Annotated in this window: 13 protein-coding genes and 1 pseudogene; 1 reads left to right on the forward strand and 13 read right to left on the reverse strand. The window is 70.2% G+C overall.

Annotated elements, in window-relative coordinates; genetic code table 11:
- Window positions 1-127: 127 nt before the first annotated feature.
- The 6 genes and pseudogenes from ACWDAS_RS23330 to ACWDAS_RS23355 form a co-directional block, all read right to left on the reverse strand.
- Window positions 128-654, reverse strand: a pseudogene (locus ACWDAS_RS23330) (transposase); the annotation flags it as partial.
- Between the two features lie 133 nt (window positions 655-787).
- Complete coding sequence (locus ACWDAS_RS23335; RefSeq protein ID WP_450394022.1) at window positions 788-3,814, reverse strand: alpha-mannosidase; 3,027 nt, start codon at window positions 3,812-3,814, stop codon at window positions 788-790.
- 60 nt (window positions 3,815-3,874) lie between these two features.
- Complete coding sequence (locus ACWDAS_RS23340; protein WP_450394025.1) at window positions 3,875-5,128, reverse strand: glycoside hydrolase 5 family protein; 1,254 nt, start codon at window positions 5,126-5,128, stop codon at window positions 3,875-3,877.
- Between the two features lie 102 nt (window positions 5,129-5,230).
- On the reverse strand, window positions 5,231-6,154 hold the full coding sequence (locus ACWDAS_RS23345) for a carbohydrate ABC transporter permease (RefSeq protein ID WP_450394027.1): 924 nt from the start codon (window positions 6,152-6,154) through the stop codon (window positions 5,231-5,233).
- On the reverse strand, window positions 6,151-7,113 hold the full coding sequence (locus ACWDAS_RS23350) for a carbohydrate ABC transporter permease (RefSeq protein ID WP_450394030.1): 963 nt from the start codon (window positions 7,111-7,113) through the stop codon (window positions 6,151-6,153). The genes ACWDAS_RS23345 and ACWDAS_RS23350 overlap by 4 nt, the downstream gene beginning before the upstream one ends.
- A gap of 12 nt (window positions 7,114-7,125) precedes the next feature.
- Window positions 7,126-8,412, reverse strand: a complete 1,287-nt coding sequence (locus tag ACWDAS_RS23355; RefSeq protein WP_450394033.1) for an extracellular solute-binding protein — start codon at window positions 8,410-8,412, stop codon at window positions 7,126-7,128.
- A 383-nt stretch (window positions 8,413-8,795) separates the two neighbouring features.
- Here ACWDAS_RS23355 and ACWDAS_RS23360 point away from each other — a divergent pair, with 383 nt between their 5' ends.
- Entirely contained in the window at window positions 8,796-9,842 is a 1,047-nt protein-coding gene (locus ACWDAS_RS23360; RefSeq protein WP_450394036.1) for a LacI family DNA-binding transcriptional regulator, read from the forward strand.
- Window positions 9,843-10,611: 769 nt separating this feature from the next.
- On the opposite strand, the gene ACWDAS_RS23365 is transcribed toward ACWDAS_RS23360, so the two are convergent.
- The 7 genes from ACWDAS_RS23365 to ACWDAS_RS23395 all read right to left on the reverse strand — a co-directional run bounded on the left by ACWDAS_RS23365 (window position 10,612) and on the right by ACWDAS_RS23395 (window position 22,013).
- Window positions 10,612-14,772, reverse strand: coding sequence for a carboxypeptidase regulatory-like domain-containing protein (locus tag ACWDAS_RS23365; RefSeq protein WP_450394039.1), 4,161 nt, complete (start codon window positions 14,770-14,772; stop codon window positions 10,612-10,614).
- A 51-nt stretch (window positions 14,773-14,823) separates the two neighbouring features.
- The gene (locus ACWDAS_RS23370; RefSeq protein WP_450394042.1) at window positions 14,824-14,946 is read right to left on the reverse strand and encodes a hypothetical protein; all 123 of its coding nucleotides are present in this window, start codon (window positions 14,944-14,946) and stop codon (window positions 14,824-14,826) included.
- A 131-nt stretch (window positions 14,947-15,077) separates the two neighbouring features.
- Complete coding sequence (locus ACWDAS_RS23375) at window positions 15,078-18,059, reverse strand: ATP-binding protein (protein ID WP_450394045.1); 2,982 nt, start codon at window positions 18,057-18,059, stop codon at window positions 15,078-15,080.
- Between the two features lie 753 nt (window positions 18,060-18,812).
- Complete coding sequence (locus ACWDAS_RS23380; RefSeq protein ID WP_450394047.1) at window positions 18,813-18,983, reverse strand: hypothetical protein; 171 nt, start codon at window positions 18,981-18,983, stop codon at window positions 18,813-18,815.
- 324 nt (window positions 18,984-19,307) lie between these two features.
- A complete protein-coding gene (locus tag ACWDAS_RS23385; protein ID WP_450394049.1) occupies window positions 19,308-20,312 on the reverse strand; it encodes a winged helix-turn-helix domain-containing protein in 1,005 nt (334 codons plus the stop codon).
- Between the two features lie 506 nt (window positions 20,313-20,818).
- Entirely contained in the window at window positions 20,819-21,046 is a 228-nt protein-coding gene (locus ACWDAS_RS23390) for a hypothetical protein (RefSeq protein ID WP_450394051.1), read from the reverse strand.
- Between the two features lie 316 nt (window positions 21,047-21,362).
- Window positions 21,363-22,013, reverse strand: a complete 651-nt coding sequence (locus tag ACWDAS_RS23395; protein WP_450394054.1) for a hypothetical protein — start codon at window positions 22,011-22,013, stop codon at window positions 21,363-21,365.
- Between the last annotated feature and the right edge of the window lie 23 nt (window positions 22,014-22,036).

Genomic DNA, 22,036 nt, shown 5'->3' on the forward strand with positions numbered 1-22,036 from the left:
CGCTTGCGGCCACAATCTGATCGCCGCTGCCGGGCCATGACGGTGGACGTAGCCGACGACCTTGCGCATGTGCGCCAGGTCGTCGTCGCTGCGGTCGCCCTTGCTGGTCCGCAGCGTGACGATACGCCGTCCGACGACGAGCTGGACGCCGGCCAGGCCGCGGGCGGTCAGCGAGCGCAGGAAGGCCGGCCAGCCGGCGCCGTCCTCGGCAGTGGCGACGTCCAGGCCGAGGATCTCGCGGTGCCCGTCGGCGTTGACACCGACCGCGACCAGCGCGTGGACGCCTGTGATGCGGCCGTCCTCGCGGACCTTCCGAGTCAGTGCGTCCACCCCAACGAAGGCATACGGGCCGGCGTCCAGCGGCCCGGTTGCAGAACGCTGCCACCTGCTCGCCCAGATGCCGGCCATCGCGCTGACCTGGGATTTCGACAGCTGGGTGACACCGAGGAACTCAGCGAGCTTCTCCACCCTGCGGGTGGACACGCCCAGCAGGTAGGCGGTGGCCACCACCGAGATCAGGGCCTGCTCGGCCCTGCGACGCCGTTCCAGCAGCCAGTGCGGGAAGTAGCTGCCGGACCTGAGCTTGGGGATGGCGAGCTCGACCGTTTTGGCGCGGGTGTCACATTCGCGTGGGCGGTAGCCGTTGCGGTGGTTGATGGGGCCGGCGCGAGGGATGCGCCGGCCGCCCGTTCCCCGCCGCCGTGTATTCCGGGTCGGTGCCCGGCTCAGTCGCTGTCGGCGGTGCCCGGAGGCCGAACGGCTTCCGGGCACCGCGGTCGTGCCGTGATCAGTTGCTGCGGGTCAGCCTGAGGGTCACCATCTGGAAGGGCCGCAGCACGAGTTCCACAGCGCCGTCGACCAACTCCGGGCCGGCCGCGCCGGCCAGCGGCCGCTCCAGCAGGTCGGTTGCGGTGACGTCGGCCACCGTGAAGCCCGGCCGCAGCCGTGCGGTCGCCCGTCCGCCCAGCGACTCGTACACCCGGACGATCACGTCGCCGCTCTCGTCGTCCGCGAGCTTGACCGCGCTCACGACCACCGCGTCCTCGTCAACGGCGACCAGCGGTTCGACCGGCGCGGTACCGGAAACGCGGCGCTCGGGCAGGTTGATGCCGTAGCCCTCGGCGACCGCGTCGCCGATCGAGGCACCCGGCACCAGGGCGTGCCGGAAGCGGTGAATCCCCTGGTCGGTCTCCGGGTCGGGGAAGCGCGGCGCGCGCAGCAGCGAGACCCGCACGGTGGTGGTGGTCCCGCCGTCCTCCTTCCGTACGGTGCGCGTCACGTCGTGGCCGTAAGTGGAGTCGTTGACCAGGGCGACCCCCCAGCCCGGCTCCTCCACGTGCACGAAGCGGTGGTTGCACGCCTCGAACTTGGCCGCGTCCCAGCTGGTGTTGGTGTGCGTGGGCCGGAAGGCGTGCCCGAACTGGGTCTCGGAGGCGTACCGGTCGGCGTGCACGTCCAGCGGGAAGGCGGCCTTGAGGAACTTCTCCGTCTCGTGCCAGTCCACCTCGGTGTCGATGTCGAGGCGCTTGGCACCCGGCACCAAGGACAGCAACTGGGTGACCGTGGAGGAGCCGAAGCGGCGCACCACTCGTACCGCCGCGGTGCCGTCGCCGGCCGGGACCAGCTCGTCCAGGTCGGTAAGGTCGGTGACGGTGTTGCGGTAGAACTCGTCGACGTCCCAGGCATCCCACTGGTTGGGGAAGTCGGGGTGGAGCTGCAGCAGGTTGGCCGCCGTTCCGGGGGCGACGGCCTCGCGTCGTGCCGTGAGGTCGAAAGCGGAGACGACCAAGCCGCGCCCGTCGATCTCCACCCGCAGCAGACCGTTGTCCAGGACGTATCCGCCGCCGTCCCGAGGGACCGGCGCCGTGGCCCCGGCTGGGGCAACCGGGGCGGCGCCGCCGGCGGGGACGCCCCCGCGGCTGTGCGGCGCGGCGTTGAAGACCAGTTCGCCGCCCGTGGCCGTGCCGGCGAGGGCACGCTGCGCGGCGCCGATGATCCCGAGCAGCTCCTCGGCGACGGCGGCGTAAGTAGCCCGGGCCTCGCGGTGCACCCAGGCGATCGACGAGCCGGGCAGGATGTCGTGGAACTGGTGCAGCAGCACCGTCTTCCAGATCCGGTCCAACTGCTCGTACGGGTAGAGGAATTCGGTCTGCACCGCGGCGGTGGCCGCCCACAGCTCGGCCTCGCGCAGCAGGTGTTCGCTGCGCCGGTTGCCCTGCTTGGTCTGGGCCTGACTGGTCAGCGTGGCCCGGTGCAGTTCGAGGTAGAGCTCGCCCACCCACACCGGCGGGTCGGGGTACTCGGCCTCGGCCTTGGTGAAGAACTCGTGGGGGGTCTCCCAGTGGACCGTCGCCGACCCGTCGAGGTTCCGCAGCCGGGCGGCCTTGGCGATCATCTCGCGGGTGGTGCCGCCGCCGCCGTCGCCCCAGCCGGTCGGCGCGAGGGAGTGCCGGGCCCTGCCCTTCTCCTTGAAGTTCCGGGCGGCGTGCGCGATCTCGCTGCCCTTCATCGAGCAGTTGTAGGTGTCGACGGGCGGGAAGTGGGTGAAGATGCGCGTGCCGTCGATGCCTTCCCAGGTGAAGGTGTGGTGCGGGAAGCTGTTGACGGTGCTCCAGGAGATCTTCTGGGTGAGCAGCCACTTGGACCCGGCTGCCTTGATGATCTGGGGGAGGCCGGCGGCGAAGCCGAAGGTGTCCGGCAGCCACGCTTCCTCGTTCTCGATGCCGAACTCCTCGAGGAAGAAGCGCTTGCCGTGCACGAACTGGCGGGCCATCGCCTCGGAGCCGGGCATGTTGGTGTCGGATTCGACCCACATGCCGCCCGCGGGCACGAAACGCCCCTCCGCGACGGCCTTCTTGACCTTCGCGTACACCTCGGGGCGGTGCTCCTTGATCCAGGCGTACTGCTGGGCCTGGGACATGGTGTAGATGAAGTCGCCCTCGTCCTCGAGCAGGGCGGTCATGTTGGACGTCGTGCGAGCGACCTTCCGCACGGTCTCGCGCAGCGGCCACAGCCAGGCGGAGTCGATGTGCGCGTGCCCGACCGCGCTGATGCGGTGCGCGGTGGGCCGGGCGGGTACGGCGAGCACGCCGGCCAGCCGCTCGCGAGCGGCGGCGGCCGTGCTGTTGACGTCCTGCAGGTCGATCGCGTCCAGGGCGCGGCTGACGGCGCGCAGGATGTCGTGGCGGCGGTCGGAGTCCTCCGGGAGCTCGACCATGAGCTCGCCGAGCACCTCCAGGTCCTGCACCAGCTCCCAGACGGTCTCGTCGAGAACGGCCAGGTCCATGCGGGTCAGGGTGTACTGAGGGTCGTCCCCGGCGGTGTCCTTGTCGCCGAGCTGCGTCGGCAGGAAGGGGTGGTAGTCGAGCAGCACCGGGTTGGAGGCAGCCTCGATGTGGAGCAGCACCTCCTCACCGCCGGTGGCGGGGGAGGCGATCCGCACCCACTGGTTGCGGGGGTTGAGGCCCTTCACCGGGCTGCCGTCGGGCCGGTAGACCAGGCCCTCGCACTGGAAGCCCGGCATGTTCTCGTCGAAGCCGAGGTCCAGGACCGCCTCGACGGTTCGCCCAGCCCACGCCTCGGGCACGGTTCCGGACACACGGAACCAGCTGGTGCCCCAAGGGGCGCCCCAGCGGTCGCCGACGGCGATCGGCTCCACGGGGGCGGTCAGGCCCTCGGCGACGGGTACCGGCTCTCCCGGGGCGGTCCACACGGAGACCTCGAGCGGTGTCGACTCCGGGTAGAGGGCGGGCCGGATGCGTTCGTCGAGGACGCGCTTGAGGCGGGCCTCGACCAGCTTGCGGTCGTCGTGCATGGGGTGGCTCCTGTGCGGGTGGGGCGGAAGGTATGGACGTGAGGTGGGGCGTGCCGGGGCTCAGGGCACCTGGTCGGGCCGGACGACCTCGGTGATGCCGCGTGCGGCGAGGTGGGCGGCGTCGTCGGCGCGGGAGGCGAGCACCGCGGCGGGGCGGACACCGTCGGCGGTGAGCCGGACGAACGCCTCGTAGAACGCGCCTCCGGGCGCGCACACGGAGCGGTCGGGGGCCGCATCGTCGTCGCCGACGTCGACGGCGAGCGCGGTGGTCCGTGGCGCCGGCCGGCGCGGTTCGGCACGGCGCTCCCCCACGATCCTCCGGATGGCCTCGCCGGCCGGCTTGACCTTGCCCTCCGTGGTCAGCAGGCCGAGGGAGTACTCGAGTTCGGGGAAGTCGGCGAGGTCGCGGGAGACGTCGTGCGAGCACCACCAGGTGATGCCCCACACGTCCTCGCAGTCCAGGGCGTTCGCGACGGTGGCCTCGGTGAAGTCGGCGGCGTGCTCGGCGGGTATCAGGGGTGCGGGCGCGCCGACCTCCTGGAGCCAGACCGGGCGGTGCGGGTCGCCGGCCCAGGCCTTGGACAGCTCGATGAGGTAGGCGGCGTGGTGTTCGGTGGCCGTTCCGGTGCGGCCGTGCCGCTGGGCCGTGCCGTTGAAGACCCACGAGTGCACGGCGGTCATCGCCCCGAGGTTCGCCGCGTGCGCGGGGGTGAAGGGGTGCCCGTCCAGGTACCAGGCGGCGTCGTAGGCGGCGTGCAGGTGCTGCCTGCCGGGGGCGGCGTCCTCGCATGCGGCGAGCACGGTCCGCAGCCAGGCGGCGGCTTGCGCCGGGGTGATCGGGTCGGGGTCCGGATGGGGCGGCCCGGAGAACTGGTTGATCTCGTTGCCGATGGTCATGCCGATGAAGTTGGGCAGGCTGTCGAGGGCGGCGGCCAGCGTGCCCAGGTAGGCGGTCTGGCCGGCGACGACGTCGGGGTCGGTGAAGATGTTGCGCCGGTGCCAGGTCTGGGTCCAGGAGGGCAGGAAGTCGAAGCTGGACAGGTGCCCCTGCAGGCCGTCCACGTTGACGTCGAGGCCGCGTTCGCCGGCGGCCTCGGCGAGTGCGACGAGCTGCTCGACGGCCCGGGGCCGGATCAGGGAGCGGTTGGGCTGGAAGACCGGCCACAGCGGGAAGACCCGGACGTGGTCCAGTCCGAGGTCCGCGATCGCGTCGAGATCCCTGCGGACCGAATCGAGGTCGAAGTCGAGCCAGTGGTGGAACCAGCCCTGGCTGGGCGTGTAGTTGGCGCCGAAGCGTGGTCCTTGGGCGGGCATCGGAACGGTTGTCCTGACTCTCGTGGGGCCCTGTTCCGCCAGGGGCGGAGCAGTCGGATGGGGCGGTGCCGGTTGACGGCGGAGCTGGTGGGGAGCCTGCGGTCACCCCTTGACGGCTCCCTCCCCGACGCCGCGGAAGAAATACCGCTGCAGGGCGCCGAAGAGCACGATCAGTGGCGCCACCGCGATGATGGTCCCGGCGGCCACCAGGCGTTCGTCGTTGGCAAAGGTGCCGTGCAGGTAATTGAGGCCGACCGTCAGGGTGTACTTCGAGGGGTCGCTCAGCACGACGAGCGGCCACAGGAAGTCGTCCCAGGCGCCCATGAAGGCGAAGATCGCCACGACGGCCAGCGTGCCCCGCGCGGACGGCAGGGCGATGCGCCAGAAGCGTTGCCAGACGTTGGCGCCGTCCATGTACGCGGCCTCCTCCACCTCGTTGGGCAGGTTGCGGAACGCGTTGCGCATCAGCAGCACGTTCAGCGCGCCCACGGAGCCGGGGAGCAGCACGCCGATCAAGGTGTTGTTCAGGCCGATGTCGCGGACGAAGGTGAACTGGGCGATGATCAGGCCCTCCACAGGCACCAGCATCGCCAGCACGAACGCCAGGAGCAGCGCGCGCCGTCCACGGTGCTGCAGCCGGGCCAGCGCGTAACCCGCGAGCGCCGCGCCGACGCAGTTGGTGACGACGCTGGACACCGCCACGGTGAGCGAGTTGAGCGCGTAGTCCCACACGGGGATGGTGTCGGAGACGCGCCCGAAGTTGTGCAGCGTGGGCTGCTGCGGCAGGAACGAGGGCGGCGTACTGAAGATGTCCTCGTGCGGGCCCTTCAGTGAGGTCGACAGCTGCCACAGGAACGGCCCGATGGTGATGGCGAGGACGACGAGCAGCAGCAGGTAGCGCAGTACGAGCTCGGGGACCCCCACACGGCGGCCGTCGGCGTCCAGCACTCCGCGCCGCGGCCGGCGCCGGGCGACCGGCGTCGGGGCGGGAGCGGTGGCGGTGTCGGTGGCGGTGGCGCTGGTCACGCGTCCTCCTTCCGGTCGGCACGCAGGGTCAGCAGCATCAGCGCGACCACCACGACGAAGATGACGACGGAGATGGCCGAGGAGTACCCGACCTGCCCGGTCAGCCCGGTGCCGGTGCGCTGGACGAGCATCACCAGCGTGGTGTCCTCGCCCGCGGGGCCGCCGTTCGGTCCGGCGAGGACGTACACCTCGGTGAAAACCTTGAAGGCGGAGACCGCGGAGAGAGCCGCGACCAGCACCATGGTGGGACGAACGGCCGGGACGGTGACGGTGAGGAAGCGGCGCAGAGGTCCCGCGCCGTCGACCGCGGCCGCCTCGTGCAGCTCGCGCGGGACGTCGGCGAGCGCCGCCAAGTAGATGATCATGTAGTACCCCAGGCCCTTCCAGATCGTCAGGGCCATGGAGCTCAGCAGCAGGGTCCACTGCTCGCCCAGGAAGTTGACCGGGCTCCCGCCCACCGCCGTGACGATGGAGTTGAGCAGGCCGCGGTCGTCCAGCAACCACACCCAGATCAGGCCGACCACGACCACCGAGGCGACGACCGGGGTGTAGAAGGCGGCGCGGAAGAAGGCGATGCCGGGGATGCGCCTCTGAACGAGCAGGGCGAGCAGCAGTGGCAGGACGACCAGTGCCGGGACCACGCCCGCTACGTACAGGGAGCTGTTGCGCAGCCCGATCCAGAACGCGTCGTCGTGGAGCAGGGCCCGGTAGTTCTCGAACCCGACGAAGCTGCCGCCGACGAGCGTCCGGCGGTCGGTGAGCGAGTTGTACAAGGTGCTGCAGAACGGCCAGAGGCTGAATGCGCACACCACGATCAAGCCCGGCGCGGCGAACAGCCACGGGCTCCACCAGCGGTGGCGGCGGATCCCGCGGGAGCGCGGCCGTCCGGAGCCGGAGCTCCGGACGGCCGCGGTCCGCGGACCGCCGGCGATCGTTCCAGGGGCGGTCGAGGACGTCATGGCGTATCCCGGTCAGCTCTGGGCGAGGAGCTGGTTGGCTTCCTTGACAGCGTTGTCAAGCGCTTCCTTGGGGCTCTCCTTGCCCTGCAGCGCCTTGGCCACCTCGTTGCCGAGGGCGGTCTTCATCTGGTCGCTGAACTGCACCGGGGTGTAGTTCACGGCGTTGGCGAGGGAGCTGGCCGCCGCGACCCGCACCCGGGTCTCGTCCGTGCCGTCCTCCTTCGTGAAGTATGGGTCCTTCAGGGCTCCGGCCGTGCTCGGGAAGATCGCGACCTGCTTGGCGAAGGCCATCTGCCGTGTGTTGTCGGTGACGAAGTGGGCGAAGGCGATGGAGGCGGCCTTCTGCTTGGCCTTGGAGTTCACCATCACGCTCTGCACGTAGACGTTGACCTTGCCGGTGTTGGTTATCTGGTCGGTGATCCCGATGTTCTTGTAGAGAGTCGGCGCCTGTGTCTTGAAGTTCTTGAGGTCCAGCGCGCTGCCGGGGTTCATGGCGACCGCGCCGGTGAGGAACTTGTGGCCGGCCGACTCGGGGGTGGCGGTCAGGGCCTGCGGGTCCAGTGCGTGCGCGTCGTACAGCTTCTTGTACTGCGTGAGCAGTTCGACGCCCTTGGCGTCGTTGAAGGTGAACGCGGTGCCGTCCTTGTTGACCAGCTGGGCCCCGTAGCGGCCGAAGTCCTCGATGGTGGGCACGTTGGACAAGGTTGCCACCTTGCCCTTGCTGTTCTTGGAAATGGCGAGGGCGTCGGTGAACAGGTCGTCGTAGGTCTTCGGCGGCTTCTCGGGATCCAGCCCGGCCTTCTTGAACAGCGCCTTGTTGTAGAACAGCGGACCGGTGTTGAGATACCACGGGAAGGCGTAGGTGCCCTCCAGGCCCGGGACGGCGTCGGCGGACCAGGCGCCGGGCAGGTACTCGGACTTGTACTGCGCGGCGTCCTTGTCGAGGTCGAGCGCCAGCCCGGCCTTGGCGAGAGGGGCCAGCAGGTCGGGGGTGACGTTGACGACGTCGGGGAGGGTCCCGCCGGACGCATCGGCGCTGAGCTTCTCCGCGTAGCCGTCGGCCGGCTGGTCGACCCACTTGACGTGGGTGCCCGGGTACTTCTTCTCGAAGTCGGCGATGACGCCGTTGAAGTAGCCCGCGAAGTTGGCCTTCAGGTTCCAGGTCTGGAAGGTGATCGTGCCTGTCACCTTGCCGGACGAGTCGGAGGACGAACCTCCCTCGCCGCTCCCGCAGGCGGCGAGGGACAGCGTCGCGGCGGCGACGACGGCGGTGGCGACCGCCTTGTAGGAGGAACGCACGGTGGACGGCTCCTTTGCTCGGACCTTGCGTGCGGATGACGACCCGGGGCCAGGCCGGCCGGGTGCGCACGTGGAGGAGACCATTCCAGCCGTCGGGGGGAAAGTCAACGAATTCCCCGGATCTTCTTTTTGGCCGATGCATAGCAGCAGGTCAGAGCAGGTGTGAGAGACATCTTGCATCTCAACTAATGCGCTTTAGGATAGATCTACTGAAGCGCATTAGTTCCGTCCGTCGATCCTGGCCGGAACAGCACGCGCGGGGCCGTACGATGTGTGCTCACGCGCAGGGAAGGGGGCCACTCGCGGTGGCAGAGGAGCAGCAGGGCAGGGGCGTGGCCGGGGAGCCGGGGCACGGTCGTGCGGCGGGGCGTCGCCGTCCCACGATGAAGGACATCGCCCAGCGGGCCGGGGTGTCCGAGAGCGCCGCTTCGTTCGCGCTCAACGGGCGTCCCGGAGTCTCCGAGGTCACGCGCGACCGCGTGCGCCGCGTCGCCGAGCAGCTCGGCTGGCGACCCAGCGCCGCGGCACGGGCCCTGTCCGGTGAGGGGGCGGCGACGGTGGGCCTCGTACTGGCCCGGCCCGCCGAGACCCTGGGCGTCGACTCGTTCTTCCTGCAACTGGTCTCGGGCATCCAGGAGGTGCTGGCTCGGCGTCATCTGGGCCTGCTGCTCCAGGTGGTGGAGGACATCGAGGCCGAGTGCGGTGTCTACCGCCGCTGGTGGGCCGAGCACCGGGTCGACGGGGTGCTGGTCGTCGACCCGCGCACTGACGATCCGCGCCCGGCCCTGCTCGATGAACTCGGCCTCCCCGGCGTGGTGATCGGCGCCCTTCCGGAGTCCGACCCCGGTGCCTACCGCCGTCTGTCACAGGTACGGGTCGAGGACGCGCAGGCCATGGCCGCCGTCGTCGGCCGCCTGCACGCCCTCGGCCACCGGCGCATCGCCCATGTCGCGGGCCTGCCCACCCTGGCTCACACCGCGCGCCGCATCGAGTCGCTCACGACGGAGGCGGCACGCCAAGGGCTGGCCGCGGCACAGTCCGTGGTGACGGACTACTCTGACGCCGAGGGCGCCGCCGTCACACGCCGGGTGCTACAGGAGCCCGATCCGCCCACGGCGATCATCTACGACAACGACGTGATGGCGGCAGCGGGTTGGGGGGCGGCCGTCGGCCTGGGCCGCGACGTGCCCGACGACGTCTCCATCGTCTCCTGGGAGGATTCAGCTCTGTGCCGCCTGGTCCAGCCATGGCTGACCGCGCTGTCCCGCGACGCGGTGGCCTTCGGACGGACCGCGGCCGAGGAACTGATCGCCCTCCTCGACGGCGGCGTGGCCCGCAAGGTGAGTCTGCCGCTGCCCCGGCTCATCGAACGCGGCAGCACCGCCGCCGCGCCGTCCGGCGCCCAGCCCGAGGGGTCGTCCGCGACTTGACCCCCTTGCACGGCCGCCCCCGGACGCGGGCGGTGCGCCGGCGGGGGCGCTGCGCGAGTTCTTCGCCACCTGCCTGACCGGGGTCGGGGAGGTCGTCCGGTACCTGTCTCCAGGCTCGATGCTGTCCGCGGTGAACGGGACGGGCTGCCGGGCGGTGGCCGCCGACCAGGTCACCTCCGACCATGACGTCGCCGACGGAGCCGTGCCGCTCGACGGTACTCGCCTGCAGGTCCGGGCCGACGTCACCGCGGCGGACAGTGCCGGTGACCAGTGGCCGCTGAGCTACGTGCTGTCTCTCACCGCGCGGGACCCGGGAGGAGCTGTGCCGGCATCGCGCCGGGCATTCGGCGTGGGACGCTCAGCGCGCCACCTTCGTCGCGGCGGCCGTCGGCTTTTTGATGGCTGGGGTCGGGTTCCAGGACCGCAACGGTGTGTACTGGGCTCGCGTCAATGGCGAACGCCGCGGCTGGGGCCTGGTTCGGAAGTGGCTTGTGACCTGCGGAATCGGCATACCGCGGGCCTGTGGGCGACGCGGTTGGGCGGCATGATCTGACGGACGAGGCGTGGCCGGTGGTCGAGGCGATGCTGCCGGTCGCAGGGGGCGGTCGTCCGGCGCGGAACCTGCCTCGGCAGCCGGAGGCGCGCTCGCCATGGGTCGAGGCGCGTGCGGGGACGCCCCCGCCGGAGGTCTCCGGCGGGGGCGTCCCGTGTGTGTCGGCGTTTCGGTACGGCAGTGGTCGGTCGGCGTACCGGAACGCCGGGGCATCGGTCAGCTGCGCGACAGGGCGAAGTCGGCCTTCGTCAGGCTGCCGTGCTTCACGCTCACCTTCTCCCTGCGCTTGCCGTATCCGTCATCGGTCGCGGTGATGGTCGGCGCGGTCGCCTTCAGCCACACGTCGTACACGCCGCGGCTGTTGGCCGTGACCGTGATGAGGCGCTTGCCCGCGTACGACACGGCAACCGTCGCTCCGGGGAGGACCTTCCCGGTGGCCGCGTCGGTGACCGTACCGGAGATCTCCGCCCAGGAGGCGGGGGCGGTCGCCTTCAGGGTGACCGGGACGGGCCGGTACACGTACGGCGAGTCGGTGATCATGGAGAGTCTGGCCGCGTATCCGCCGGGGGACGCGAGGACCTTGGCGTCTGCGGTGACCCGGATCCGCGCCGAGCGGCCGGGTGCCAGGTTCACCGTCGTCTTGTTCTCCGACAGCCAGCTCACATCGTCGCCGCCGCACTGGTCGAACCCGGTCAGCATCGCGGCGCCGGTGGTGGTGGATATCCCCAATAGATCGGCCGTCCCGCCGATCTGGGAGAGCCCGCAGCCGGTGCTACGCCCGGCATCGGAGACCGCCTCGGGTGCGCTGGGCAGACCGGTCCAGACATTGGCCACCGGGTCGTACTGCATGGCGCGGTGGGTCATCCTCGGCATGTCGAACGGGGGTTCGTCCACACCCCCGACGACCTGGAGTTGACCATTGGCGGAGCTGTACGTCGCGCGGAGCTGGGTGTGCGGCATGTCGGTGGCCCGCGTCCAGGTGTCGGTCTTCGGGTGGTAGATGTACGTGTTCGCCAAGGCGGTGACGTGCCCGTCCGACTCGTTGATGCCGCCCGCGCACACGATGCCGCCGTCGATCCCGCCGCATCCGCCGGCGCTCATGGCGATCGGATAGTCGGCGATCCGGCTCCAGGTGTTGCGAGCCGGGTCGTAGCGGTGGACTGCCGGACTTCCGGACCCGTCGGCCGTGACTCCTCCGATCACGTACAGCTTGCCGTCCAGTACCGCGACGGCGGCGTCAGCCAGTGCCTGCGGGAGATCCGCCACCTGTGACCAACTGTCGCTGTTCGGGTGGTACGCGTAGGTGGTGCGCGTCCATCCGACGGCCCCGCCCGCGTCGTAGCCGAAGCCGCCGGCCACGTACAGCGTGCCGTTCACGAACGCGCCTGTGGCGGAGTTCCGCGGCTGCGGCAGGTCGGCGATCCGCGACCAGGACCCGGCGGCCTGGTCGTACACGTAACCGTGGCTGAGTACGCGCCCTCCCCACATCTTGTCCATTCCACCCACCGAGTACGTCTTGCCCCGGTACGAACCGACGACACTGCTCCTGACCGGCTCGGGGTAGTCGCGCAGCGTCTGCCACGACCCGTCGGCCGGGTCCGGCTTCGTGGCGGCGTCGGGGGCGTTCTGCTCGACCACCGTGACCCTTAGCGGCGCGTGTCCGGTGTTGGTGAGCGTGATGTCCTGGCTCGCCTTGCCGCCCAGTGCGGTGTTCAGCGACACCTTGCCGGGCTCGACCTTCAACAGCCCCGCCCGCAGCGCGGGGCTGTAGGTGTGCACCGCGTCGGAGGCGGTGACGGTCGCCTTGTCCGTCGCGTACCGCGGAGCGGTCGTGGTGACCGTGTTCTGCCCCGCCTTCGGGCTGTACAGCCAGTAGAAGCCGTCAGGCAGGTCGCGGTCGTCCGGGGTGGCGGTGCTGACCGCGGTGGCGTACATGTCCGTGGCGCCGGCGGAAGTGTTCGTGACGGTGGCGCCGTTGACCGGCTGATGGGTGTTGGCGTCGCTGACGCTGCCCTGGATCAGCCCGCCGCCGAGCGTCCGGCACTGGCCGACCGACACACTGGACACCTCGAAGATCGACTGGCCGTCGCCGCTGAAGTGGAAGCGGACCTGGACATTGCGGTGGCCCAGTGCCTGGGTGAGCGGGACCTCGACGTGTCCGAAGAATTCGGCCTCGCCCTGGTATACCCGCGTCCAGGTTGCGCCGCCGTCGGTGGTGACGGACACGTCCGCCTCGGAGCCCGCCGGCAGCAAGGACAGCGCATTGAACCGCAGGTCGGCATTCTTCTGCCCGGTCAGGTCGAACGGCGGCGAGATCAGAGCCGTGTCCTGCGCCTTCCCGCCGTTGCCGAACGGGTTGGCGACCGCGAAGCCCGCGTCGCCGATGACGTTCCACACCCCGTCGAACTCCCAGCCGAGTGCGGAGGGGTCCTTGTTGGTGACGGTCCACCCGTACTTCGGATCCGTGGTCCAGCCCCCGAACGAGGCTTGTGCGGGGTAGGCGAATCCGGGCGCGGTGCACTGCTCGAGGTCCGCGGCCACGGAGACGTTGTGCTGTACGTCGCCCGTACCGATCCTGATGGTGGAGTCGGATGAGCTGTATCCGGGATAGACCGGCGTGAGGTGCATCGTGTAGTCGGCCTGTTCGGGCAGGTCCACCGAGTAGGCCCCGGTCTTCGGGTCGGTGTACACCGGCCCGTTCGGGTAGCCGTCGATGGTGATCTTGGCGTAGAGCGGCCAGCCGTGCCCGGACCCGTCGGTCACCTTGCCCGTCACCTTGTGGTTCGGTGTCTTCGTCAGTGCCAAGTCCGCGGTGGCGGTGTGATCGGCGGTCACGGCGATGCCGCTGCGCGTGCCGGTTCCGTAGCCGAAGAGCGACGCCGACACGTCGTAGGTGCCGGCCGGGACGGTGACGCGGTAGGCGCCTGTGCTGTCCGTCCTGGCGCGAGACAGGAACTGGTCGGCCTTGTCCGTGAGCGTGATGGTCGCCCCGGCGAGCGGCGCACCGGCCGTCCGGTCCGTGACGCGGCCGTTCACGACCCCGAACGGAGCTGGGACGAGGGCGGAGACGCCGTCCGGTGTGCCGAGTCCGGTGGGCCCGTCCCAGCCGGGTCCGGCCTCGCACAGGACGTCGCCGCAGGCGCCGTTGACGCCTTCGGTGATGTCGAAGAGACCCTTGCTCTGGTGAGCGTAGGGGTAGCGCACCGGGTACGTGCCCGCGGCCGGGGTGCCCGCCAGTGCGTACATCGCGGCGATCAGCGGCGAGGACAGACTCGTGCCGCCCACCTGGAGCCAGCCGTCGTTGAGCGAGTTGTACACCGCCAGACCGCTTTGCGGGTCGGCGACCGCGGAGATGTCAGCGGTGGCTCTGCGCGGACAGTTCGTCGCCGATCCGCTCTGGTAGTCCGGCTGCGGCTCGAACGTGGAGCAGCCACTTCCGGCGCCGGACCAGGCGCTCTCCGTCCAGCCACGCGCGGTGCCGGAGGCACGGGTCAGCAGCGTACCGCCGGTGGCGACGACGTTCGGGTCGGAGGACGGCCAGATGACCTCGTTGCCGGTGTCGCCGGAAGATGCGGTGACCACCACACCGGGATGGTCGTAGTCCGCCCCGCTCAGGTCGGACGCATTCGCGTCCGCCAGACCGTAGGAGTTGGACACGAACTTGGCGCCGAGGCCCACCGCGGTATTGACGGCGGTACCCAGGTCACCCACGCTCGCACTGTCCGCCTGGACCAGCAGGATGTGGCAGGCGGGGCAGGCCGAGGAGACCGCGTCGAGGTCGAGAGCGGTCTCCAGCGACCATCCCTTGTCGTCCGACGGATAGTTGACGCCGCCTCGCTGGTCGACCTTGTGGAAGCACCCGTTCTCCGTGGTGCACGTGGGCAGCCCGAACTGTTCGCGGTACCTGCCGAGATCGGCCTCCGCGTCGGCGTAGCCGTAGGCGTCCACGATCGCGACGGTCTGGCCCTGACCGGTGTCGGGCAGGCGGTAGGCGGACTGGATGTCCGCGGGAGTCAAGGCCGTGGACGGCGGCCCGGCCGCTCTGACCATGACGCGCTGGTCGGACGTCGTCCGCACCAACGCCTGGCAGCTCGCAATGTGCTTCTTCGGCGTAGGGGTGTTGCAGTCGGCGGGCGCGTAGCGGTGAGCCAGACTGGCGATTTTCGCCGGCGAGGGCTTGTTGTCCTGCCGCGCCGCAGCAGCGTCCTTGGCTGCCTGCCGTGCCACGACCGCCGGGACGGCGGCGGGCTCATGGGTGCCGGCCGCCGGGACGGCTGCAGGCGTCCGAGCCGACGGGGGCGCTGCGATGGCGGGCGCCTGGGCCGCGGCGAACATGCCGAGGCAGGCGGCTATGAGGAAGGAAACAGGAGCGCGCAAGCGCCCACGTCTTGTCATGAAAAGCAACCCTTCAGTCGGGGTGGGGCGGGGTCAAAGCGGTTCGTAGCCAGAGGGCTCCTCGCGTTCGGCACCCTCGCCGTCCGAGCCCTCCGGCTCGTCCCGATCGCCGTGGAGTTCGTGCTCGGACGAACTCATCTCCTCAACATCACTCATGAACAACCCTCAGTTGCTACGCCCCCGAATGAACGCCGTGCGCCTGCGAGTATGGGTCTGGTGCGCGGACAGGAGCGATTGGCCAAATGGGCTAAAGAATGCGTGGACGTGCACGGACGAGTCCGCGCCGTTCAGACGCTGCCCGCCTGCGTCACGTTCACGGCCAGCGCCGTTCTGGACGTCACCCCGTACTTGCGCATGGCCGACTTCAACTGCGCCGTGACGGTGCTGGGCGACCTCGACAGCTCGACAGCTATCTGACGGTTCGTCAGTCCCTGTAGCATCAGGCGTACCACCTCCAACTCCCTCGGCGACAGCTCGTTCCCGTATCCGCGCCGCCCGCCCCGCGCGGCGGGCGTGCAGCGCTCGACGCCCTCCTGTGCCCGTGCCGCTGCATGCGGCCTCGGCAGCTGCGACCACGCCTGCGCCGCGTCGCCCCAGGCCCGCGCCGCCGCTTCCAACTCTCCCCGGCCCTCGGCGAGCGCCGCCCGGCACTCCTCCAGCCCCGCCTGCGCAGCCGGCGCGCGCCGCCCGCTGAGCCCGTCCTCGAACGCGGACACGAGGCGCTCGGCCTCCACATGCCGCCCGGCCGCTGTCAGAGCGGCCACTCGAGCGGGTGCGACATCCGTGGCCATGAACCAGATGCCCTTGCGCATGACCAGCCCTATGGGGTCCTCGGTCAGTGCGAGTGCCTCGTCGGTGTCACCCGCGGCGAGCCTGAGCCGTGCCTGTGCCGCGGCGGGCTCCAGCCACAGGCTGATGGCGCCGCGCCGTTCGCCCTCCTCCCGCACCGTCCGCAGCAGAGCCTCGACATCCTCGTCCGCGCCAGTCGTCGCCAGTTTCACCAGAGCCACCACCAGCAGGGCCTGCAGCCGGCACAAGGGCTCTTCGGCCACGTCCGACCACTGCCCGGCCCGCTCGGCCAGGCCCTGCAACGTGCCGGTCTGGTAGTCGAGGTGGAGGAGTGTCACCCCTGCCAGGTCCGCGAGCAACTGGTACCCGTGCCGCCCCGCGACATCGACGGCGCTCGTCAGCCGCCGCCGGGCCTCCGCGTACCGTCCCCACAGAATCGCCGCGTCGCCGATGTTCAGTTCGGCTCGGCCGCGCTGGAGGGCCAGCTGCGGTGTCGACTCGTCGTCGCCCAGTTCGCCGGCAAGCAGCCAGCCAGATTCCTCGCCGAGTGCGAGCAGCGCGGCCGTACGGTTGACCAGCAGGGACAGCCGCTCGTGCGGGGAGAGCGTCGCACCGGCGGTGAACCGTCGAGCCCGCTCCAGCCAGCGCAGATGGGTCTTGGCCGGCCATGTTCCGCTCAGCACCGGATATCCGAGCGCGGTCATCGCCCAGGCGCCGGCGTATGTCCCGTCGACGAGGTCGGGTATCGCCGGCTCCAACTCCGCTGCCGCAGCGGCGTACTCACCGAGTTGGATGAGGATCTGAGCGAGCTGGCCGCGCACTTCGGCGCGGTCGCGCGCGCTGAGCCGGTCCGTTTCGAGGACGGCGCGCAACGTGGCCAGGACATCCGCACGCCGGGTGTAGCCGGTGAACGCCTGGAACGGCATCTTCCGCACCAGTGGGGCGACCGCTTCCGCGGGCAGCTCCGGTTCGTTGATCAATTCGTGCAGAAAGGCGAGGGCGGTGACGTGGTCACCGGAGGCGAGGGCTATGTCCGCCGCCTGCTCGGCGTACTGGCACCACCGCATGGTCTCGCCGGCCTGACGGAAGTGATGGGCGAGCCGGGCGACGGGCCGGGGCCGGGCGGCCTCCAGCAGCGCGGCGGCGCGGCGGTGGGCGGCGCGCCGTTCGGACGCCGGCGCCCGGTCGTACACCGTCCGGGCGGCGAGCGTGTGTCGGAACGCGATACGGCCCGAACCGGAGTCGTCCTCGGCCAGCAGCCCACTGCGTACCGCGTCGGAGACGGCTGATTCGACCACCGTGACGGCCGACCCCTGAGCCGGCGCGATGGCGGCACCTGCCGGACCGGCCGTCCGGTCCTCCAGGCCCGCCTCCTGGCCGCTCCCGACCCCGGTCAGCCCACTGACCGTTCCCAGCGCTCTCTCGTCCGCCGGATCGCTCAGGACGGCAGCCGCCAGCAGCACTCGCCGGGCGTCGGCCCCGAGCCGGGCCACCCGCTCGGTGACCGCGTCCCGGATCGTCGGCGGCACGGCGATCTCGTCGAGGGTGCGTCGCATCCATTCGCCGTCCCGCCGGACCAGGTCGGCCCGGTCCCGCAGCAGTCGGACGCACTCCTCCAGCGCGAGCGGCACGCCCTCGGTACGGTCGTGCAGGAATGTGGCGAACTCGGTGGACACGTGTTCGTCGTCCAGCATCGACGACACGAGCTCAGCGGTGTCCGACACCGCGAGTCCGGTCAGGCCGACACGTGCGTGACTGATCCCCGCACTCGTCGGTACCCGGGAGGACAGACGCAGCAGCAGGGAGTCGGCGGCCACCTCCTCGGGACGGCAGGTCATTACCAGAGTGAGCGGGGACGGCTGCCGGGAGGCCAGGAACAGCAGGAACTCCAGCGTCGCCTCGTCCGCCCAGTGCACGTCCTCGACGACCAGGACGTCGATTCCGAGACGGTCCAGGAGTTCGGCGAAGGCCCGGATCAGCCGGTGCCGGGCGGCGCCGGCATCGGCCAGCGGCTCCGGCGCGGACGGCAAACCGTCCGCCCATTCCGGGAACAGCGGCCGCAGCGTACCGGCCAATGCCGACAGTCCGAGGTCCGCCACATCGGCGCCACTCGGTGCGGCCTGCCGGGCGGCGTCAACAATCGGGCCGAGGGTCAGCGCCTCACGGAACGGCGGGCACACCGCCACCAGCGTGCGTGCACCTCCGGTGGCGACGGCCGCCAATGCCTCTTGCACCAAGCGGCTCTTGCCGATGCCCGCCTCGCCCTCCACCAGCACTAGTGCGGGCAATCGTCGCAGTGCGTCCGTCACACGCCTCAGTTCCGCGTCGCGCCCGACAAAGCGGGGGCGGCTGGATACAGGGGATGTCGCCGGTGCGGTCACAGATCTCAAGTAACGCTTCCCACGTGTTCGGCAGCTGACTGGTGAGCTGCACGCCGGGCTGCCCCGCTGTGCTGGGGCTCTCGGCGTGCAGCCGGCCACACAAATCGTCGTTCCGGGTCTCTCAGGCGGCCGACGTCACACCGGCCGGGTGGACGGGCGCGAGTAGTGCCACGGCTTGCCCGCTCGGTCGCCGAGCCGGTATCGAGGCCGACGGTGGTATGGCGGTAGCCGCCCCGGCGAAACCGGCACGGTCCGCGGTGGGGGCGGTGGTCAGCCGTATCCGGATGCCCGCCGCGCCTGGCAGTCCTCGGGGGCGGGGGCGTGGCTCTGGGTGCCGGCGGACGCTTCGAGTGCGACAGGGCGGGTGCGGCGGTGTCCCGACCCTCGGAAGCCGTCAAGGTGGTGCCCATCACTCCCGGGCCGCTCGGCGGCGCCCTTGCGGGCCGAGCGGGGCCGCGGTTGCGGGCCCGCCCGGTGGATGTCCCGTCGGTGCCGTCAGCGCAGGCCGAAGGCCCGGGTGATTCGTCGCAGCGGCGACCGCGGCAAGCGCGATCGGCCCTGGTCGGGTAATGGGAACGCTGGGCAAGGAGACCTCTCGGGTGGGTGACGCACAAGACCACGTACGTTGTCGGGTGCCCTCCGCCACCCCCTGGGGGTTCATGCGTCGATCACGCACCCGGGCCCAGGGTTGCTCCGGTCATTTCACTGCATGACCAACTCGTGGCTGCTCAGGTGCCCGTGCGCCGTCGACTCCTACTGAGTGTGCGATCACCCTCACCTGCGAACGCTACGATCTCGACCTGATTCGGCCTGGCCCGAAGGACGACATTCCGCAAGGATCACCCCAGACTGTCATGGTCTGCTGAGGGGCCTCGCGTATTCCGGAAAGACGCGTGACGCCCGTGCCAAGCGGGGATTCGCCAGGTTCCGGATGTCGATGTCGAGACCGCTGCCGAACAACGCGTCCAGGATCAGTCCGGGCTTTTCGACCTCGATGTGCTGGAGGACGATGACGGTGCGCACGCTGTGCCTCGATTGCGCACCGCGCCTGTCAGGGACACTCGGGAGGGTGGCACGAGGGGCGGTCGAAGGTAGCGCCCACGGCCACGGTCCTCGCGGCCGGCGTCCTCCACCGAGTTCCCGGTCGAAGCCGCCCACCACCACGCCGGTTTCAGCCGCGCCAAACTCCCCCGCCGTCTCCGGCTCAGAAATCATCCTGCCCCTCGGTCACGCCATTCGCCTTCGGCATGATGACCGCAGCACCGCCCCACCCCCGCAGAGCCGGGCAGGCGGGGCCCGGACACAGTGAACCCATGTCGTCACAGCACTGGCCACCGACGCGGCTTCTCAGCTTCCCTCTGAGCCGTTGAGGAGTACCAGGCCGAGGGGGGTGGGGCTGTGAAGCATGGAGTTTCGGTGGCGGAGAGAGCGGATCAGTCCGGCTTCGCGAAGAACGGTTGCGTGTTCGCTTGCGCTCGCCGGTGCGATACCCGCGCGAGCCGCCAGTTCCTTGGTGGAACAGCCTTGGTGCTCTGCGATGGTGGTGAGCACCGTAGTGCGCGTGCGGCCCAGAAGCGTCGACACACCGGAGGAGCGAGCCTGATCAGGAACGGAAGCGAGGGCGGGAGCGGTGAGCTCACTGGGGAACTGGTCCGGGCAGGCGGGGTAGCTCACGGACACGGGCTGACCGTCGGTGACGATGGCGCGTGTGCAGAACATCGACGGAATGAGCAGAAAGCCTTCCCCGTCCAGGTAAAGGTCCCGATCAGCTCCGTTCACCATGCGGACTTCCAGAACTGGCGGGTTCCAGCGCATCCATTGGGGGTTGGCCTGGGTCAGCAGCTGCTCGACACCGCCGGTGAGCAATTGCTGCAGGCGCAGAGTCCGGTCGACCGCCAGGCGTTCGGTGAACTGGGCCCAGTGCGGAGCGAGCAGGACTGTGTGGAGATCGCTGAGCCCTGTGCAGAGTTCGGCAAACAAAGATGCATCGTCCGCCAGGCGGCGGGTCCACGCGGGTAGCGAAGGACGACGACGTGCCGTCTCCAGCAGATCCGTCCTTACGCGTTCGCGAGGTGTGCTGCGTACCTGTTCCAAGAGTTCCTCAATGGCACCCACTTTGGCAGGGCTGAGAAAGCCAGGTGAATATCCCACAGCAGGCATGAGGGCCAGGGCCACGCGCGCTTGGGCAGACATCTGTGCGCGAGCACGGTGCCGCCAGGCATCGAGCCGAGCAGGCTGGCTGCGGCTCTGCAGGGCTCGCGCTGCAAGTTCCAGCTCATGCAGCGGCATCGGCGCCTCGGCCACACGTGTACGGGCCAGATCCTGGACCGTGAAATGTATGCGGTAGACCATGACAGCCTGGGGCGCTCCTTCCGCAATGCCGTTCTTCAGGTCAGGCCGAATCAGGTCGAGATCGTAGCGATCAAGGAGGAAACTGGGCCCACCGGCCAGCCGACAGGGTCCCGAACCAGTCCCAGCGGTACGTGGTGAACTCCAAGCTCCGTACCATCGGGACCAGATCCGCATCGGAGCAGTCCAGGTCCTTCGCCGATGACAGCGTGCCTCCCCCACACGGGAACCACTGTGAGCGTCGCCACCACCCGGCCCTCCCCCACAGCCGCGCCAACAAGCCACCCAAGTCACTGACGAACTGTTACCGCAGGGTCCGTCGGAGTCGATGGGAACACAGCACCGACGCCGCCGCCACGCCGCGCATACGGCGCACGGCCCGATCCTCTCGGCTTCGGTCATGGCGCACAGGCCAGTGACAGGGGTGGATGTCCTCGGGCGGGCGTCCTCGGCGCTGGGGCGCGGCCGGCCAAATGCTCTGCGGGCCCCGTCCTGGTCGGGCTGGACGGCTACGCGCTTGGCTTGGTGTAGCCGAGCTCGAACGCCGAGCGGTGTTCAGCGACGGACTCCTCGACCGTCGTGAGCGGCTGCCCGTTGATGCGCGGGGCCGTGTCACTGATGTCTGCCAGGCGGCCCTCCTGCCGGTCGAGGGTCACAGCCCCGAAGTGCTTGAGCTTGGCCATGCCATGTCCGATACCGAGCATCTCCAGGAAGGTGGCCACGGTGAAAGCTGACACTTAGCGATACGGGTTCGCCTCCGGCCTGGCGCGGCCTGCCGCCGCAGGCCGCTGACCGCAGGGTTGAGCCGGTGGTTCTTCTCATGGACGCTTGCGGGGGTGAAAACAGCCAGCGAATACACGCTCAGAGAACTCCAGTCGCTGGATCCCGAGGTGCGCGCGGACGTCCTGCGCGTGCTGGACTGCGTCGGCCGGGCCTCCCCGCCCACCCGGCGAGCTCCTCCAACCGACTCCGACACGCCGCTGACTCATCCGCCCTCCTGACCGCGGCGAACCAGCAGATCTCCCACCGGACCGGCCACCTGACAAAGCCCTGCTAGCCGACGTCCCGGTGCAGGGTGACGGTAGGCCGGGCGCCGCGCTGCGCGGCGGCCGCGTCGCCGAGCACGCTCTTGACCTCGGCGGCCAGGCTCTCGGCCCGGCTCGCGATGACGGGGATCGGCAAGTCGGAGCGCTCGAGGGCGATCAACTGCCGGTGGACCTCTGCGAGCCGCTCCCTGATCCCGCCGTCCAGCACCGGCCGGGGGGTGACGACGACGAACTGGTACGCGGCGGCGTAGGTCTGGCAGGTCGGGCAGTGCCGGTTCTCAGCGTGGCTGGTGTTGCTGGCGTCCAGGCGCGGCTCGGGACCGGCCATGGTGACGATCTGGAACGACAAGGCGATCGATCGGCAGGGCCGTGCCGGTGAGCAGCCGACGGATACGGCGACCGCCCGGTTGTGGGCGCCGGCGCCGAACGCCGGGCCGAGTTCGTGGATGCCGAAGGCCTCGTCGTACTGCGCCGGTTGCGCGGAGTTGGCCAGCGTGTGCGCCCAGTCGATGGCGGCGGCCCTGCCGGGGAAGCGGGAGCCGGTGGCCACGGCGTTCGCGGGAACGGCGGTCACGAGGGCGACGAGGCAGGCAGCGGCCAGGGTGCCCTGCCGCAGGGCCTTGCGGCCGGCGATGAGGAGCGGCTTTCGAGGCGTCATGCACTTCTCCTGTCGGGGAGGAA

This window comes from Streptomyces sp. NPDC001070, assembly GCF_053598835.1.